Genomic DNA, 15,903 nt, shown 5'->3' with positions numbered 1-15,903 from the left:
AGAGAAAAATATAATGCCGCCGACGTCTTCAGCAGGTTTGAACACGCTGTCGGTGGGCAGGTGCACTATGGATACGTGACCGACGTCCTCGAAAAGTTCTCGCACGCGACACGAGAATGGTTCGACGGTGCCTTCAGCGCCCCAACACCGGCTCAACTCGGCGCGTGGGAATCCATAGCAAGCGGCGCGCACACCCTCGTCGTTGCGCCTACCGGTTCCGGCAAGACGCTGTCCGCTTTTCTGTGGGCACTCGATCAGTTGGCTTCGCGGGACGAGAGTCACCGCACCACCAAGGTCCTGTACATCTCACCGCTCAAGGCGCTCGGCGTGGATGTCGAACGCAACCTCCGCGCTCCGCTTGTCGGCATCACTCAAACCGCCAAACGCCTCGGTCTCACTCCGCCCGAGATCACGGTCGGCGTCCGCTCCGGTGACACCTCCCCCGCCGATCGACGCTCGTTGATCAAAAGGCCGCCGGACATCCTGATCACTACCCCGGAATCGCTGTTCCTGATGCTCACCTCCGCCGCCCGCGAGACGTTGGCCGGGGTCGACACCGTCATCGTCGACGAGGTCCACGCCGTGGCCGGGACCAAACGCGGCTCGCATCTCGCACTCTCGCTGGAGCGTCTCGACGCACTTCTCGAGTCGCCCGCGCAGCGCATCGGTTTGTCCGCTACCGTCCGCCCCCACGAAGAAGTCGGGCGGTTCCTTTCCGGGTCCGCGCCCATCAGGATCGTCGCGCCGCCGGCCGCCAAGACCTTCGACCTCACCGTCCGCGTTCCCGTGGAGGACATGACCGAACTGGGCATCGCAACACCGGCAGACGGATCAGAATCTCCGACGCCCCAAGCGGGCTCCATCTGGCCGCACGTCGAAGAGCAGATAGTCGATCTTGTTCTCGAACACCGCTCGTCCATCGTGTTCGCCAATTCCCGGCGGCTCGCGGAGCGATTGACGGCTCGGCTCAACGAAATCCACGCCGAACGCACCGGTGTGCTGGTCGACAAAATGCCGAAGCCGCCGTCACAAATCGGCACACCCACCGAAGTCAATTTCGGTGCCGAACCACTGCTCGCGCGCGCCCACCACGGCTCGGTCAGCAAGGATCAGCGCGCCATCATCGAAGACGACCTGAAATCCGGGCGACTGCGGTGCGTCGTCGCAACAAGCAGCCTCGAACTCGGAATCGACATGGGCGCAGTTGATCTGGTTATCCAAGTCGAGGCACCGCCATCGGTTGCGAGCGGGCTCCAACGCGTCGGCCGGGCCGGACACCAGGTCGGCGAAATCTCCCGAGGCGTGGTGTTTCCGAAACATCGAACCGATCTCATTCACTGCGCCGTCACCGTCGAGCGCATGGTCGAAGGCAAGATCGAAGCGATGGCCGTTCCTGCCAATCCGCTCGACATTCTGGCCCAGCAGACGGTGGCCGCGACGGCACTCGAGCCGATCGACGTCGACGACTGGTTCGACACTGTCCGCCGAAGTGGTTCGTTTGCAACACTTCCCCGCTCCGCGTACGAGTCCACCCTCGATCTGCTGGCAGGTCGGTACCCCTCGGACGAGTTTGCCGAACTGCGTCCACGCCTGGTGTGGGATCGCGAGGCCAACACACTCACCGGACGCCCGGGGGCTCAGCGTCTGGCTGTCACTTCGGGCGGCGCAATCCCCGACCGCGGCCTTTTCACTGTCTACATGGTCGGCGAAAAGGCCTCCCGAGTCGGCGAACTCGACGAGGAAATGGTCTACGAATCCCGAGTCGGCGACGTGTTCGCCCTGGGCGCGACCAGCTGGCGGATCGAGGAAATCACGTTCGACCGCGTTCTGGTCAGCCCCGCCTACGGACAACCGGGGCGTCTCCCGTTCTGGCATGGCGACGGTCTTGGGCGCCCAGCGGAACTCGGCCAGGCTCTCGGTCAGTTCGTCCGTGAAACAGCGCTCGGCAACGAGGCCGATGTGATCGAGCGCTGCCGCATCGGCGGCCTGGACCACAACGCCACCACCAACCTGATCCAGCTGGTGGGCGAGCAGAAAAACGCGACCGGGCAGGTACCGTCGGATCGAACGTTGGTGGTCGAACGCTTCCGCGACGAACTCGGCGATTGGCGTCTGGTCCTGCACTCCCCGTACGGCCAGCGAGTGCACGCTCCGTGGGCACTTGCCATCGGCGCCCGGCTGCAGGAACGGTACGGCGTGGATTCCAGCCCCACTGCCTCCGACGACGGCATCATCATCCGTCTACCTGATACCGAGAACGACCCTCCCGGCGCCGAACTCTTTGCGTTCGATGTCGAGGACATCGAAGATCTGGTCACCCAGGAGGTTGGCGGGTCTGCACTGTTTGCCTCACGGTTTCGTGAATGTGCCGCTCGCGCACTGCTTCTTCCCCGCCGAAATCCCGGCAAGCGTGCGCCGCTGTGGCAGCAGCGTCAACGCAGCGCCCAGCTCCTGGACGTGGCACGCAAGTTTCCCACGTTCCCCATCCTGCTCGAGACCGTGCGCGAATGTCTCCAGGACGTCTACGACCTGCCGGCACTCATCGAATTACTCGGCAAGATCGCCAAACGCCAGATCCGCATCGTTGATGTCGAGACGGCGTCACCATCCCCGTTTGCCAGTGCGCTGCTGTTCAGCTACGTCGGCGCCTTCATGTACGAGGGTGACAGCCCGCTCGCCGAAAGACGGGCGGCAGCACTGTCTCTCGACTCCACACTGCTCGCCGAACTGTTGGGCCGCGTCGAATTGCGGGAGCTGCTCGACGGCGGTGTCATCGAGCAAGCCGAGCGCGAGCTGCAACGACTGGTGCCGGAGCGCAAGGCAAAAGACCTCGAGGGTGTTGCTGATCTGCTGCGCATGCTCGGCCCACTCACGACGGCGGAGGTGAACGCGCGTTCCCTCGAAGATCCGCGATCGTGGCTCGACACCCTGGTGACGGACAAACGCGCCCTACATGTTTCGTTTGCCGGGCAACAATGGTGGACGGCAATCGAAGACTCCGCCCGCTTGCGCGACGGCCTCGGCGTACCCCTACCCATCGGCGTGCCCGCCGCATTCATCGAACCGGTGGATCAGCCGCTCGAGGACTTGTTGAGCCGCTATGCGCGCACGCACGGACCTTTCACGCTCGCCGACGCGGCCGCCAGATTCGGCATCGGCGTATCGGTGGCTCGCGATGTTCTCGGCCGACTTGCCTTGGAGAAGCGGGTACTCGAGGGTGAATTCCGCCCCGGATCGGCTGGGAGCGAATGGTGCGACGCCGAGGTTCTCCGGCGATTGCGTCGACGCTCACTCGCTGCTGCCCGGGCGGATGTGGAACCGGTCAGCACCGCCACGCTGGGCCGCTTCCTCCCCAGCTGGCAGCATGTCGGTGGCACTCTCCGCGGTATCGACGGTGTTGCCGCCGTCGTCGATCAGCTTGCCGGAGTTCCGATTCCGGCGTCGGCGCTCGAATCGCTGATCCTGCCGAGTCGAATCCCTGACTATTCACCGGCCATGCTCGACGAACTGACTTCGACCGGCGAAGTCCTGTGGTCTGGGTCCGGAGCCATCTCGGCCAAGGACGGTTGGGTTGTCCTGCACCCGGCGGATCTTGCCCCGGCGACTCTCAATCCACCTGCTGACACCGATGTCTCGGACTTGCAGCAGCAAGCCCTCGACGTCCTGACCGCTGGTGGCGCCTACTTCTTCCGTCAATTGGCCGAAGCACTCGACAATCCGGAAGACGGCGCGCTCACGACCGCACTGTGGGAATTGGTGTGGCTCGGACACATCGGCAACGACACCCTTGCTCCACTTCGTGCTCTGCTATCCGACACCACTCGAACCACAACCAGCCACCGCGCTCCGAGGCGTGTTCCGCGGGCCCGTCCGTATCGAGGAATGATGCGTCCGGCGGTGCCCGCGCGCACCGGACCGGCCACCGCCGCCGGACGCTGGTTTCTGCTACCGGCTGCCGAACCCGATCCAACGGTGCGGGCACACGCGACTGCGGACCTCCTGCTCGAACGCTACGGAGTTGTCACCCGCGGCAGCGTGGTGAGTGAGAACGTCCCCGGCGGATTTGCGTTGATCTACAAGGTGCTCAGTACTTTCGAGGACAACGGCCGGGCAAGACGCGGATACTTCGTCGACACTTTGGGCGGCGCGCAGTTCTCCACGCCTGCGGTCGTGGATCGTCTGCGCACGTTCGGGGAATCCATCGAGGGTCGCCATACCCCTTCTGCCACCGTCACCCTTGCTGCGTGCGACCCCGCCAATCCGTATGGAGCGGCGCTCCCATGGCCGGCATCGAACGCCGAAGAATCACCCGGACACCGACCCGGGCGGAAGGCCGGCGCGCTGGTCGTTCTCGTCGAGGGAGAACTGGTGCTCTATGTCGAACGTGGTGGTCGAACCATCCTGACGTTCACCGACGACCCCGGCGTACTCCGAACGGCAGCAACGTCTCTGGCCCAGATAGTGAAGAACCGATCAGTCGAGAAGATCGTCGTCGAGAAGGTGAACGGCGAAACCATCCACGGCAACAACTTTGCGCCGGTCTTGGTCGAAGCCGGTTTTGCCGCCACCCCACGCGGCTTCAGGCTGAGATCGTGAAGGGTGCTCACTGATGCCCGAAGGCGATACCGTCTGGCGGACGGCCAATGCACTTCGCACGGCACTGAACGGCAAGGTACTCACCACGTGCGACGTGCGTGTCCCGCGATATGCCACCGTCAATCTGACCGGCACACGAGTCGACTCCGTAGTCAGCCGAGGAAAGCATCTGTTGATCCGGGTCGGCGACGCCTCCGTCCACACCCACCTGAAGATGGAAGGCGCGTGGCAGATCTACGCACCAGGTGCGCGGTGGCATCGCCCCGCCCATCAGGCGCGCATTATCCTGGCGACCGAAGATGCTGTTGCCGTGGGGTTTTCGCTCGGCATCACCGAAATCCTCGATCGCGGCCAGGAAGACTCCGTCGTCGGACATCTTGGACCGGATCTCCTCGGCCCGGATTGGGACAGTGCGGTTGTGGAGGAAAATCTGCGCGGCGCGGGCTCCGAACCGATCGGCGTTGCGCTTCTCGACCAACGGGTCATGGCTGGACTCGGCAATGTGTATCGCAATGAAATCTGTTTTCTCCGTGGGCTTCATCCACGCACACCGACAGACCGGGTTCCGGATCTCGCGGCCGTAGTCGATCTGTCGCACCGCATTATCGGTGCCAACAAATCACGTCCCGTTCGGGTGACCACAGGCGATACTCGTCCCGGCAGGCAGACGTGGGTGTACGGCCGCCGCGGAAAGCCATGTCGGCGTTGCGGAACGCGAATCCGCGAGGAACTGCTCGGACCCGACCAGCTCACCGAACGACAGATATTCTTCTGCCCTTCCTGCCAACCGCTTACGCGCGATTAGCTTTTGTCAACAAACGGACGCAGTGCGCGACAAAGCGATCGCGGCTTACGTCGATTGTGCCGTCGAGGTATCCGATGAACAGGGTGAACAGTGCACCCACCAATCCCACCGCGGTCAGCTGCTTCTCCACCGGATCAGTGATTTCGGAGAGCTGTGCATAGACGAGGTCCACAAAAGCCGGCATCGATTCGATTCCGCGGCCTCCGAGCACCGGTTCGGAGAGCGGAGCGATCAACAGCACTCTACCCATCGCGGGATCGTCGACCATCAACTTCACGAACGTGTCAACCGCTGCGGTGGCAATCGCTTCGGATCCGGACTCTGTAGCTACTGCTGCCGCGAGTGCGGTTTGGGCGCGCTCCGAAACATATGAGTGGACCGACACCACGTACTGATCGCGATCGGTGAAGCTCTCGTAGAAGTACCGTTCCGTCAGTCCCGCAGCCTTACATACTGCCCGGACATTGACGGCAGGACCGTCCACTGCGCCCAGTAGTGTCACGCCGACATCGAACAGCGCTGCCTTCCGTGCTGCACGCCGTTCCTCGATACCCACTACCCTGCTCCGATTCCTTGACTACTGATGTTGTCGATCCTAATCTGACAACATGCGTAGTCAAAGTGATGACGTACCCACACCAACACCGCTTGGGCCCGATTCCTTGACCTGGAAGTATTTCGGCGATTGGCGAGGCATGCTTCAGGGCGTGTGGGCAGGTTCTATGCAGAACATGCATCCAGGACTCGGGGCCGGCGTCGAGGAGCATTCGAAGTTCTTCGACGAGCGCTGGGAACGCCTCTACCGATCGCTCTACCCCATCGCCGGAGTTGTCTTCGACGGCGACAGAGCCCAGGAAACCGCTGAACAGGTACGCGGCTACCACACCACGATCAAGGGCGTCGACAAGCTGGGTCGGCGCTACCACGCCCTCGACCCGGACACCTTCTACTGGGCACACGCGACCTTCTTCATGGGCACAATCGTGACGGCGGAGAACTTTTCCGGCGGCCTCACCGAAGCACAGAAACGGCAACTCTTCACCGAGCACATCCAGTGGTATCGCCTCTACGGCATGAGCATGCGGCCCGTCCCCGAAACGTGGGAGGCATTCCAAGAGTATTGGGATCACATGTGCCGCAACATTCTCGAGGACAACAAGGCCACGCGTGATGTGCTCGACCTCTCCGGCCTGGGCAAGCCGCCATTCATGACGTGGCTACCCGAGCCGATCTGGAGGCTCGCACGCATTCCCGTCGCACGAGGCTTTGTGTGGCTGACCGTCGGTATGTACGACCAGCCGGTTCGCGATCTTCTCGGATACTCGTGGAGCGCGCGCGAGACGAGGATTCACACAGCTGTCGGCAAGACCGTCAACGCGGTCTTCCACCTTGTCCCGTGGCGCTACCGTTATCAACCGCGCGCCCGCGCGGGCTGGGACCGAGCCACGGGCAGGACGGCGCCCGATGCGCCACTCGTTCACACACCGGCCCGCAACCTGCCTCCCGCAACGCGCCGTGACAGTCCGATGCACTACAGCCCAAATGCCTGATCTGCCATAATCAAGCGATGCCGCGGAGCCTACGTACCCTGCTCAATCGCCCGATTACCGCCCGCGGTCGCCACCTCGGGCAGGAGCGCATTGCCGCCCGGACCACCGCCTACGTGTACGGCAATATCTTGGCTCTGGCCGCTCTGATTCCGGTCACCCAATCTCAGGAATCGCTCGGCGTCGCCATCGTCATCGGCACGGCCCTGTCGACGTATATCGCGCATACTTTCGCCGAGGGCGTCGGCGAGAGTATTCGCAATGATCGAGAACTCACGACTGCGGAGAGAATCGAAGCTCTTCGTGATTCCGTGCCCATCCTGACCTCGGCCGTGGTTCCGATCGTCATTCTGGCAACCGCCTGGTTCAACCTTCTCGAGCCGCGGACTGCGCAATTGATTGCGGAATTTGTGTTGGTGCTCCGTATCGGTTCCACGAGTTACGTCATCAGCTATCTCCGCGGCGAAAAAGTCGGCACAGCAACTCATGTCGCGGCGTTCGGTCTCGCTGCGGTAGCGACGTTGATCGTCGCCATCAAAATCGTGCTGACTCACTGACTTCGCGCGTGCTTTATGAGAACGTCATCGCACCCATCCGACAATAGCTACTGCGCCCCGCGATCCGATATACATAACGCAGACAATTCACTCTTCATGACGGATCCGGAGAACCTGCCGATATGAACGCCCCACAACCGCCAGATCCGTGGGATTCTCAACCACAGTGGGACTCCCAACCACAGCGGGATTCACAGCCACCGAAAGATCCACCGCCACCACAAACACCGGCGTGGGTGTGGGTTCTTCTCGGTGCCGGGGTAGCTGCGATCGTTGTGGTTGTTGGGCTTGTCTGGGTGCGGCCGATGCTCTTCGACGCAGAGACGAATCAATCCGCACGATCTTCGACTCAGCTCAACACAACGGCATCTACAACAACTACACCCACCACAGAATCTTCTCCCACCACAACGTCGGCAGCTGCTCGAACCACTACCTCCGCGCCGTCGTCCGGCACAGCTGTCCCAGCAAACGCAACGCGCTGCGGACCCGTGTTTTCCAACAACGAATTGCCGAACTCCGCGACCGGCAGCAAAGCCACGTCATGCGAGTTCGCCGAAGAAGTTCGGTATCAGTACGTCAGTCAAGGCAAACGAAATGCGACAGTGTCGATCAACGCTGTCAGCCCCGTCACCAATACTCGCTATTCGATGAGTTGCACCGGAAAGAAAGTTGTCACCTGCACTGGCGGTAACAACGCAATCGTCTACCTCTTTTAGTAGATGAGGCTCTTTTAGTAGATGAGGCTCTTTTAGTAGATGAGGCGGCGAATTCAGAATGGCGGTGGGTCGTTGCCGTAGTCGACGGTTTTGTGGGGCACGCGCTTTCGGGGTGTGGAGATCGGGAACGTTTGCCGGCGTTTGCGTTCCGCGCGTTGTGCTGTGCGGTGCTGAATCTTGACGCGCCGATGCTTGCGTTCACTTCGGATGCGGGCAGCTTTGTTCTCCAGTCGAGTTCGTCGCGGTTTGCCGCCTTCCGGTGGCGGCGGTTCCTGTTGGCTGGCGAGTAGTCCGGCAGCTCTGGTGCGGTAGCAATGGCCCGTCTGCGAGGTCAGGGTAATGCTGCGATCCGGGTTCGGGTCCAGTTGCCACTTCCCGGAATGCTTGAGGCGGTGATGGTTGCGGCAGAACGCGCTCAGATTCGACGCGACCGTCTTCCCACCGCTCGCAGGGTTGGTGTGGTTGAACGGATCGTTGTGGTCGAGGTCGCAGTTCCAGGCCGGGACATCGCAGTGCGGCCATTGACAGCTGCCCGCGAAGACCCGCAGCCACGCATCGAGTGCCGCCCCGGGGCGGTAGACCAACGCCGATGCCGGCTCAGGTGTCGGTTCAGGTTCAGCATCTGCCGGGACTCGCACTTCCCGAACGTCTGCGTCTTTCGCGATGTCGCGGGCATGCTCAGCACTGATCACCCCGTACCCGTCAAGGTGCGCGGCCTCGTCGCTTCCGGGAGTATCGCTGCCGGCGAAGGTGGATTCGTGCATCACGACATGAACGAGTGGCCGGCGAATGATCACCATGCCGCAGCGATCTTGCGGGCAATCTCTGCGGTCGCAGTCGCACACCAACACCGTCGAACCGCTCACCAGAGCGCCCAACGCATCCGCGCGCCGCTGCTCATACGTGCGGGAATCATGGCGGCACACCGACATCGCCAACTCCCGCAACCGGCCGTCGAAGGCGCGGGCTTGCTCCGCCGGGATGCTGCCGAGGATGCGGGCCATGCCGTCCTCGGCGGCGCTGACTCCGACAAACCTGTCGGCGAGGGCGCGGCGTCGTCGTTCCCGCATCCCTTCCGGATCGACTCGGGCCACGATCCGGTCGATCGCCGCTGTCAACCGGCGACCCGTCAAACCGATACCACCGTCCACCGGTGGAGCCAACACCTGCTCGAGCAGCAAGCGTTCGACCTCGTCGATCAGCTCGTCGCTGACATTCGCGGTCGCGGACTCGATCAGCCCGACCCGGTAGAAGTCGAGTTCACCGCTGGCCATCGCCGCACGAGTGCGATGCAACCGCGTCTTCAAAGCAAAACCCAACCCGATGAGCTTCCCGGCCGCGGCGCGCCCCATCGTCAGGACCGCGCCGACCTCGGATTCGGCGAGCTCGTGCGCCGACGACGTCCACGTGCCACCCTCGACATGCTCAGCGCTGCGGCGGGTGAAAAACTCCGCCACCACGGCCAGTTTCCGCTCGACCAACATCGCTTCACATGAATGCAACTGGGCCATCAAACCAACCAGGGCGCAATCAGTTTCGGTACCACTCAGCTGTGCTGAGATACCGAAACTTCCCACCCCCGAATCGAACATGCTCTCACCGTAATCGAATTCCTGTTCGAATTCGAGAGCTCCTCGAAATCAGTCGGAAAAGTCCGATAAGTGAAAAATGCCCCACGAACCGCACACAGTTAAAACAACTACACGCGGTCCGCCACCTCGACTACCGGCTCGAGGATCTCCACCCGTGACTCCGGTGCCGCTGCCCTCAGTGCGTCCGCTGCTTCATCGTCGGGCTGAGCCTGTGATTCCACTTCGGCCTTCACCCGAGCGCGGTAGGTGTCAACCTCACGATCGACGGCTTCGGCATCCCAACCCAGCACTGGGGCAACAAGTTCCGCGACCTGCTGGGCGCAGTTGACGCCGCGGTGCGGGTACTCGATCGCAATGCGCGTGCGCCGCGCCAAGATGTCGTCCAGATGCAGTGCCCCTTCTGCGGCCGCGGCATACACTGCCTCAACCTGAAGGTAATCGGGCGCATCGGTGATGGGCTGCAACAACTCCGGAGTTGTGCGACCTAATTCCAACACTTCGGTGATCAAGGAACCGTACCGGTCGAGGAGATGCTTGACGCGGTACGGATGCAGACCGTACGTCTCACCCAACTGCATGGTCTGATTGACCAACGCAAAGTATCCGTCGGCGCCCACGAGTGGCACCTTCTCGGTGATCGACGACGCAACTCGCGCCGGAATGTCCTCGGACGCAACGTCAACCGCATCCTCCGCCATGACGCGGTACGTGGTGTACTTTCCGCCTGCAATGGCAACGAGGCCCGGAGCAACCCGGGCAACGGCGTGCTCACGCGACAGTTTCGACGTCTCGTCGCTCTCGCCGGCCAGCAGCGGACGAAGGCCGGCGTACACACCGTCGATGTCGGCGTGCGTCAAAGGCGTCACGAGCACCGAATTGACGTGTCCGAGAATGTAGTCGATATCGGCCTTGGTTGCGGCTGGGTGCGCGAGGTCGAGATTCCAGTCCGTGTCCGTAGTTCCGATGATCCAGTGGTTGCCCCACGGAATCACGAACAGCACAGATTTTTCGGTGCGCAGGATGATCGCCGCTTCACTGACGATGCGGTCACGAGGAACGACGATGTGCACGCCCTTCGACGCCCGGACCCGGAACCGGCCACGCTGACGCGACAGTGCTTGGATCTCGTCGGTCCACACGCCCGTCGCGTTGATGACGACGTGTCCCTTGACCTCGGCGGTCCGTCCGTCTTCACAGTCACGAACACGGACACCCGACACTCGATCTGCTTCGCGTAGGAAGCCGACAACCTGCGTCGACGTCCGGACCACAGCGCCGTAATGCGCCGCCGTCCGCGCGACGGTCATGGTGTGACGGGCGTCGTCGACCACCGTGTCGTAGTACTGGATTCCGCCGGTCAGCGAACTGCGCTTGAGGCTCGGCGACATACGCAGTGCCCCGGCTCGCGTCAGGTGCTTCTGCGAGGGCACCGATTTGGCCCCGCCCATCCGGTCGTACAGGAAGATTCCGGCTGCCATGTACGGGCGTTCCCAGACGCGGTGAGCCAGCGGGAACAGAAACTTGAGCGGCTTGACCAGGTGCGGTGCCAGTGTCGTCAGAGAGAGCTCACGCTCGCGTAATGCCTCACGGACCAGCCCGAATTCCAGCTGTTCCAGATAGCGCAGACCGCCGTGGAACATCTTCGATGATCGGGAAGACGTGCCAGACGCGTAGTCACGAGCCTCGACCAACGCGACTTTGAGTCCACGCGTTGCGGCGTCGAGCGCTGTGCCGACACCCACGACGCCGCCACCGACGACGATAACGTCGAACTGTTCACTCTGAAGCTGCTCCCAGGCAGCTTCTCGCTGCTGTGGGCCGAGAAACTGCACACCCTGCTGCTTACTCAACCCGTATCTCCTGTAAGTCGACGACGAATTCGCATCCAGGCTAGTAGCTTCATGCTCATACTGCGACAGCGCACGAACCAAGGAGACATGTGAACCAGTACATCGCCGCCATCGACCAAGGCACCACGTCGAGCCGATGCATGATCTTCGACCACGACGGCGCTGTTGTCAGCGTTGCCCAGAAAGAACACGAACAGATCTTCCCGCAAGCCGGCTGGGTCGAACACGATCCGGTGGCGCTGTGGATGAACACCCGCGAAGTGGTGGCAGGTGCACTTGCCAAAGCCGACCTCACCCGCGCGGACATCGCGGCCGTCGGAATCACGAATCAACGTGAGACAACGGTGGTCTGGGAGCGAAAGACCGGCAAACCTGTCTACAACGCCATTGTCTGGCAGGACACGCGCACCGATCAGCTGTGCCAGGAACTCGGTGGCGACGCCGGGCCGGAAAAGTACCGCGCCCAGACCGGGTTGCCGTTGTCGACGTATTTCTCGGGCCCGAAAATCCGGTGGATTCTCGACAACGTCGACGGGGCGCGCGCGAAGGCAGAAGCCGGCGAATTGTGCTTCGGCACCATCGACACGTGGATTTTGTGGCACCTCACCGAGGGGCAGCACGTGACAGATGTCACCAATGCGTCACGCACAATGCTGATGGATCTGGAGACTTTGCAGTGGGACGAGTCCATCTGCGCGGATTTCGGTATTCCGATGTCGATGCTTCCGGAAATCCGCAGTTCTTCCGAGATCTACGGCAAGGGTCGACCTCGGGGCAACCTGGCCGGCGTTCCGGTCGCGGGCATTCTCGGAGACCAGCAAGCAGCCACGTTCGGTCAGGCCTGTCTGTCGGTGGGTGAAGCAAAAAACACCTACGGCACCGGCAACTTCCTTCTCCTCAACACCGGTACCACTCCAGTCCACAGCAAGCACGGCCTCCTGACCACTCTCTGCTACAAACTGGGCGACGCCCCGGCGGTCTATGCCCTGGAAGGTTCTGTTGCCGTATCGGGATCACTGGTCCAGTGGCTGCGTGACAACCTCGGGATCATTCAGAATGCCAAGGACATCGAGGCCCTCGCTGCCACCGTCGACGACAACGGCGGCGCCTACATCGTCCCTGCCTTCTCCGGTCTCTTCGCGCCGCGCTGGCGTCCCGATGCTCGCGGAGTCATCGTCGGACTGACCCGCTTCGTGAACAAGGGTCATCTGGCCCGGGCAGCACTCGAAGCCACCGCGTATCAAACCCGTGAGGTCATCGACGCCATGCGCGCCGATTCCGGCGTCGAACTCTCCGCCCTCAAGGTCGACGGAGGCATGGTTGTCAACGAGACCCTGATGCAGTTCCAGTCCGACATTCTCGGAGTGCCGGTCATCCGTCCCGTTGTCAACGAGACGACCGCGTTGGGCGCTGCCTACGCTGCCGGTTTGGCCGTCGGCTACTGGTCCGATACCGACGACATCCGCCGCAATTGGGCCGTCGGCAAGACGTGGGAGCCCGACATGGAAGAGTCCGAGCGCGCCCGCCTGTACGCGGAGTGGAACAAGGCCGTGGAACGCACGTACAACTGGTCCGATTAGTCGAGTTCGGTGGGGCGCCGCGCGCCCCACCGAAATCCGCTCCAACTGTTCACCTGCGCGCAATTACGAGTACAGCGTTCTCGTAATTCCGATACAGACACCGATGGTTTCGTAACAGGCGTCAAACTCCCCCGCCTTTTCGGAAGGTCCATCATGCGTGCTCGAGTCGGTATCGCCGTCGCGTTGACTGCCGTCGCTTCACTCGCCCTGTCCTCGTGCTCCACCGAATCCGAAGCCTCGTCTGCGGATTCGAATCAGATCATTTTTGCCACGCCTCCCGGCACCGATGACGTCAAAGAGCTCGCCATCATGACCGACGTCGCCGACATGGTGGGAACCGCGACCGGCAAAACCGTCAAACACGAGTCACCGGCGGACTACCTCGGCGTCGTAGAGGCTGTTCGGAACGGATTTGTCGACGTCGCCGTCCTCAGCCCTTTCTCGGCCGCCCTCGCATTCAAGACGGGAAGCGTCGAGCCCATCCTCGCCTGGAACGGGGCACCCGATCCAGCGTCGTACTGTCTGGCCAAGTCCGACAGCACAATTCAATCCGTCACCGACATCAAGGGACATCAGGTCGCCTTTGTCGATCCGGGATCGACCACTGGCTACTTCATGCCGAAGGCAATGATGGCCGAGGCGGGCCTCACCGACGGAACCGACTACAAGAGCACCTTTGCCGGCGGGCACGACTCTGCGGTTCTCGCTTTGATGAACGGGAACGTCGACGTTGCCTGCACCGCGCGCCAGCTCTACACGTCGTTCATAGCCGGTGGCATGTTCACCGCCGACGACGTCCGGATCGTCGGCCAAAGCGCACCTATCCCGGTTGGTGTTTCCATTGTCGCCCGCAGCGGCCTCGATTCCGAGACTCGTGACGCGATCAAGGACAAACTCCCAGCGATGCTCGCCGCAAATCCCGAAGCATCGAAGATCCTGGGCGTTGGCGGCACGTACACCGCCGATCCCGACTTCTCGGTGTACGAACCGTTGGTCACGATCGCGGAAGCCGCCGGAGTCGACCTGGACAACATCCGATGACAGCGCCGGTAATTCGCCCGCCGCGCTCGTCCGTTGTTTCACCGCCGGTGGTCACCGGACGCAACATCCGAGTCACGTTCGGCGACAACATCGCCCTCGACGGCGTCGACCTCACCGTTCGCCCCGGTGAAGTAGTCGGTTTGCTCGGCCACTCGGGATCCGGCAAATCGACATTGATGAAGACACTGACCCGCCTCACCGACTTCACCGCCGACGAATTGACAGTTGCCGGCCGAGACGTCGCGCAGCAGAACGGTTCCGACTTACGTTCTCTGCGTTCGGATGTCGGCTACGTCTTTCAGCACTTCAATCTGGTGCCGCGACTGAGCGCCCTGACCAACGTCTTGACCGGCGGTCTGTACGACGCCGGTGCGGTCAACCTGATCGGCGGATTCGGACGCACCCAACGCGTCGAGGCTCTCGAACTATTGCGCCGAGTCGGATTGGAAGGCAAAGCATCTCAGCAGAGCCGGACACTCAGCGGCGGTGAGCAGCAACGGGTAGCGATCGCGCGCACTCTGATGCAACACCCGAAACTGATCCTCGCCGACGAACCCGTCGCCTCCCTCGATCCACGACTTGCCGGAACCATCCTCACCTTGCTGAGGGAGATTGCCCGCGAACGTCAGGTTCCGGTGATCGTCAGCCTTCACGTCGTCGGCCTCGCGAGAAAGTACACCGATCGCGTCATCGGCCTGCGGGACGGACGCATCGTATTCAACAGCCGTGCAGAAGAACTCAACGAAGAGGCGGTGAGCACGATCTATGGTGAACATGCAGACATCATCGAGCAGTAAGCGCGAACAGACGCAGGCTATGTCGAAGGAAGCCGAACGCCTCGCCAAACCGTGGCGTCTACCCTCCCCTCGCAGCGGGGTCGGTCTGATCGTCATTGCAGTGGTCCTCGCGTGGTCGTTTGCCGGCGCAGACGCCGACCCCGCGCGCCTGGTTTCCGGTGTACCCAACATGGTTGATTTTGTCTCGCGACTGTTCCCGCCGACTTTCGACAAGTTCGACGTCATCGTCACCCTGCTGATCGAAACGCTCCAGATGGCAATTGTCGGAACGCTGGTAGGCGCGGTTCTGTCACTGATCCTCAGTTTCGGTGCGGCATCGAACATCGCCCCGAAGTGGCTCTACGGCATATCCCGGGCGATCCTGAACGTCTTGCGCTCGATCCCCGAACTCATCTACGCCCTGATGTTCGTCTCCGCTGTGGGCCTCGGCCCGTTTGCCGGTGTGCTTGCCATCGTGGTCGGCTCCCTCGGCTCGATCAGCAAGATCTACGCCGAGGCGATGGAATCGGTCGATCAAGGTCCACTCGATGCCTTGAGTTCCGCGGGAGCCGACAAACGGCAGATCATCGCCTACGGAGTTCTGCCGCAAGCAGCACCCCTGCTTGTCAGCTACACCCTGCTCCTCTTCGAGGGAAATGTCCGCGGTGCAACAATTCTCGGTCTCGTCGGTGCCGGTGGTATCGGTTTGGAACTCACCACGGCCATGCGCATGTACGACTACGGGCACCTGAGCACCATCATTCTGAGCATCATCGTGCTCGTCACCGTCATCGACCGAATCAGCGCGATGATCCGCGCCCGACTGAGCTGAGAAAAACC

The 15,903-nt window shown here is 62.2% G+C and carries 12 protein-coding genes; 9 read left to right on the top strand and 3 right to left on the bottom strand.

The window, feature by feature from the left end; all coding sequences use genetic code 11:
• The first annotated feature begins 75 nt into the window (after positions 1-75).
• Both RG2_RS05560 and RG2_RS05555 read left to right on the top strand, forming a co-directional pair.
• Complete coding sequence (locus RG2_RS05560) at positions 76-4,596, top strand: ATP-dependent helicase (RefSeq protein WP_174557330.1); 4,521 nt, start codon at positions 76-78, stop codon at positions 4,594-4,596.
• 13 nt (positions 4,597-4,609) lie between these two features.
• Entirely contained in the window at positions 4,610-5,401 is a 792-nt protein-coding gene (locus tag RG2_RS05555; protein WP_033231248.1) for a DNA-formamidopyrimidine glycosylase family protein, read from the top strand.
• Here the strand turns inward: RG2_RS05555 and RG2_RS05550 are convergent.
• Positions 5,388-5,957: a TetR/AcrR family transcriptional regulator gene (locus tag RG2_RS05550; protein WP_033231249.1), complete on the bottom strand. Its 570-nt coding sequence runs from the start codon at positions 5,955-5,957 to the stop codon at positions 5,388-5,390. The genes RG2_RS05555 and RG2_RS05550 overlap by 14 nt on opposite strands.
• Positions 5,958-6,009: 52 nt before the next feature.
• Here RG2_RS05550 and RG2_RS05545 point away from each other — a divergent pair, with 52 nt between their 5' ends.
• The 3 genes from RG2_RS05545 to RG2_RS05535 all read left to right on the top strand — a co-directional run bounded on the left by RG2_RS05545 (position 6,010) and on the right by RG2_RS05535 (position 8,224).
• A complete protein-coding gene (locus tag RG2_RS05545; protein ID WP_033231250.1) occupies positions 6,010-6,951 on the top strand; it encodes an oxygenase MpaB family protein in 942 nt (313 codons plus the stop codon).
• A gap of 17 nt (positions 6,952-6,968) precedes the next feature.
• Positions 6,969-7,505: a hypothetical protein gene (locus RG2_RS05540; RefSeq protein WP_033231251.1), complete on the top strand. Its 537-nt coding sequence runs from the start codon at positions 6,969-6,971 to the stop codon at positions 7,503-7,505.
• Between the two features lie 122 nt (positions 7,506-7,627).
• Entirely contained in the window at positions 7,628-8,224 is a 597-nt protein-coding gene (locus RG2_RS05535) for a serine/threonine protein kinase (RefSeq protein WP_243411117.1), read from the top strand.
• A 53-nt stretch (positions 8,225-8,277) separates the two neighbouring features.
• On the opposite strand, the gene RG2_RS05530 is transcribed toward RG2_RS05535, so the two are convergent.
• A complete protein-coding gene (locus RG2_RS05530; RefSeq protein WP_033231253.1) occupies positions 8,278-9,816 on the bottom strand; it encodes an HNH endonuclease signature motif containing protein in 1,539 nt (512 codons plus the stop codon).
• Positions 9,817-9,923: 107 nt separating this feature from the next.
• The gene (locus RG2_RS05525) at positions 9,924-11,666 is read right to left on the bottom strand and encodes a glycerol-3-phosphate dehydrogenase/oxidase (protein ID WP_033231254.1); all 1,743 of its coding nucleotides are present in this window, start codon (positions 11,664-11,666) and stop codon (positions 9,924-9,926) included.
• A gap of 89 nt (positions 11,667-11,755) precedes the next feature.
• Between RG2_RS05525 and glpK the strand changes: the two genes are divergently transcribed.
• From glpK to phnE, 4 genes are all read left to right on the top strand, one after another.
• Positions 11,756-13,246: a glycerol kinase GlpK gene (gene glpK / locus RG2_RS05520; RefSeq protein ID WP_033231255.1), complete on the top strand. Its 1,491-nt coding sequence runs from the start codon at positions 11,756-11,758 to the stop codon at positions 13,244-13,246.
• 153 nt (positions 13,247-13,399) lie between these two features.
• Positions 13,400-14,287, top strand: coding sequence for a phosphate/phosphite/phosphonate ABC transporter substrate-binding protein (phnD, locus tag RG2_RS05515; protein ID WP_033231256.1), 888 nt, complete (start codon positions 13,400-13,402; stop codon positions 14,285-14,287).
• On the top strand, positions 14,284-15,084 hold the full coding sequence (gene phnC, locus RG2_RS05510) for a phosphonate ABC transporter ATP-binding protein (RefSeq protein ID WP_051730211.1): 801 nt from the start codon (positions 14,284-14,286) through the stop codon (positions 15,082-15,084). The genes phnD and phnC overlap by 4 nt, the downstream gene beginning before the upstream one ends.
• Entirely contained in the window at positions 15,062-15,895 is an 834-nt protein-coding gene (gene phnE, locus RG2_RS05505) for a phosphonate ABC transporter, permease protein PhnE (RefSeq protein WP_033231257.1), read from the top strand. The genes phnC and phnE overlap by 23 nt, the downstream gene beginning before the upstream one ends.
• Positions 15,896-15,903 lie beyond the last annotated feature (8 nt).

It is taken from the genome of Rhodococcus globerulus NBRC 14531, from assembly GCF_001894805.1.
Taxonomy (GTDB): Bacteria; Actinomycetota; Actinomycetes; order Mycobacteriales; family Mycobacteriaceae; genus Rhodococcus_F; species Rhodococcus_F globerula.
Note: the sequence above shows the minus strand (reverse complement) of the source record. Positions and strands in the feature narration are given on the sequence as shown.

Excerpts from the sequence above, each read along its gene's own strand:
- RG2_RS05555 (WP_033231248.1), top strand. The coding sequence starts at position 4,610 with ATGCCCGAAGGCGATACCGTCTGGCGGACGGCCAATGCACTTCGCACG.
- RG2_RS05545 (WP_033231250.1), top strand. The coding sequence starts at position 6,010 with ATGCGTAGTCAAAGTGATGACGTACCCACACCAACACCGCTTGGGCCC.
- RG2_RS05540 (WP_033231251.1), top strand. The coding sequence starts at position 6,969 with ATGCCGCGGAGCCTACGTACCCTGCTCAATCGCCCGATTACCGCCCGC.
- RG2_RS05535 (WP_243411117.1), top strand. The coding sequence starts at position 7,628 with ATGAACGCCCCACAACCGCCAGATCCGTGGGATTCTCAACCACAGTGG.
- RG2_RS05530 (WP_033231253.1), bottom strand. The coding sequence starts at position 9,816 with ATGTTCGATTCGGGGGTGGGAAGTTTCGGTATCTCAGCACAGCTGAGT.
- phnD (WP_033231256.1), top strand. The coding sequence starts at position 13,400 with ATGCGTGCTCGAGTCGGTATCGCCGTCGCGTTGACTGCCGTCGCTTCA.
- phnC (WP_051730211.1), top strand. The coding sequence starts at position 14,284 with ATGACAGCGCCGGTAATTCGCCCGCCGCGCTCGTCCGTTGTTTCACCG.
- phnE (WP_033231257.1), top strand. The coding sequence starts at position 15,062 with ATGCAGACATCATCGAGCAGTAAGCGCGAACAGACGCAGGCTATGTCG.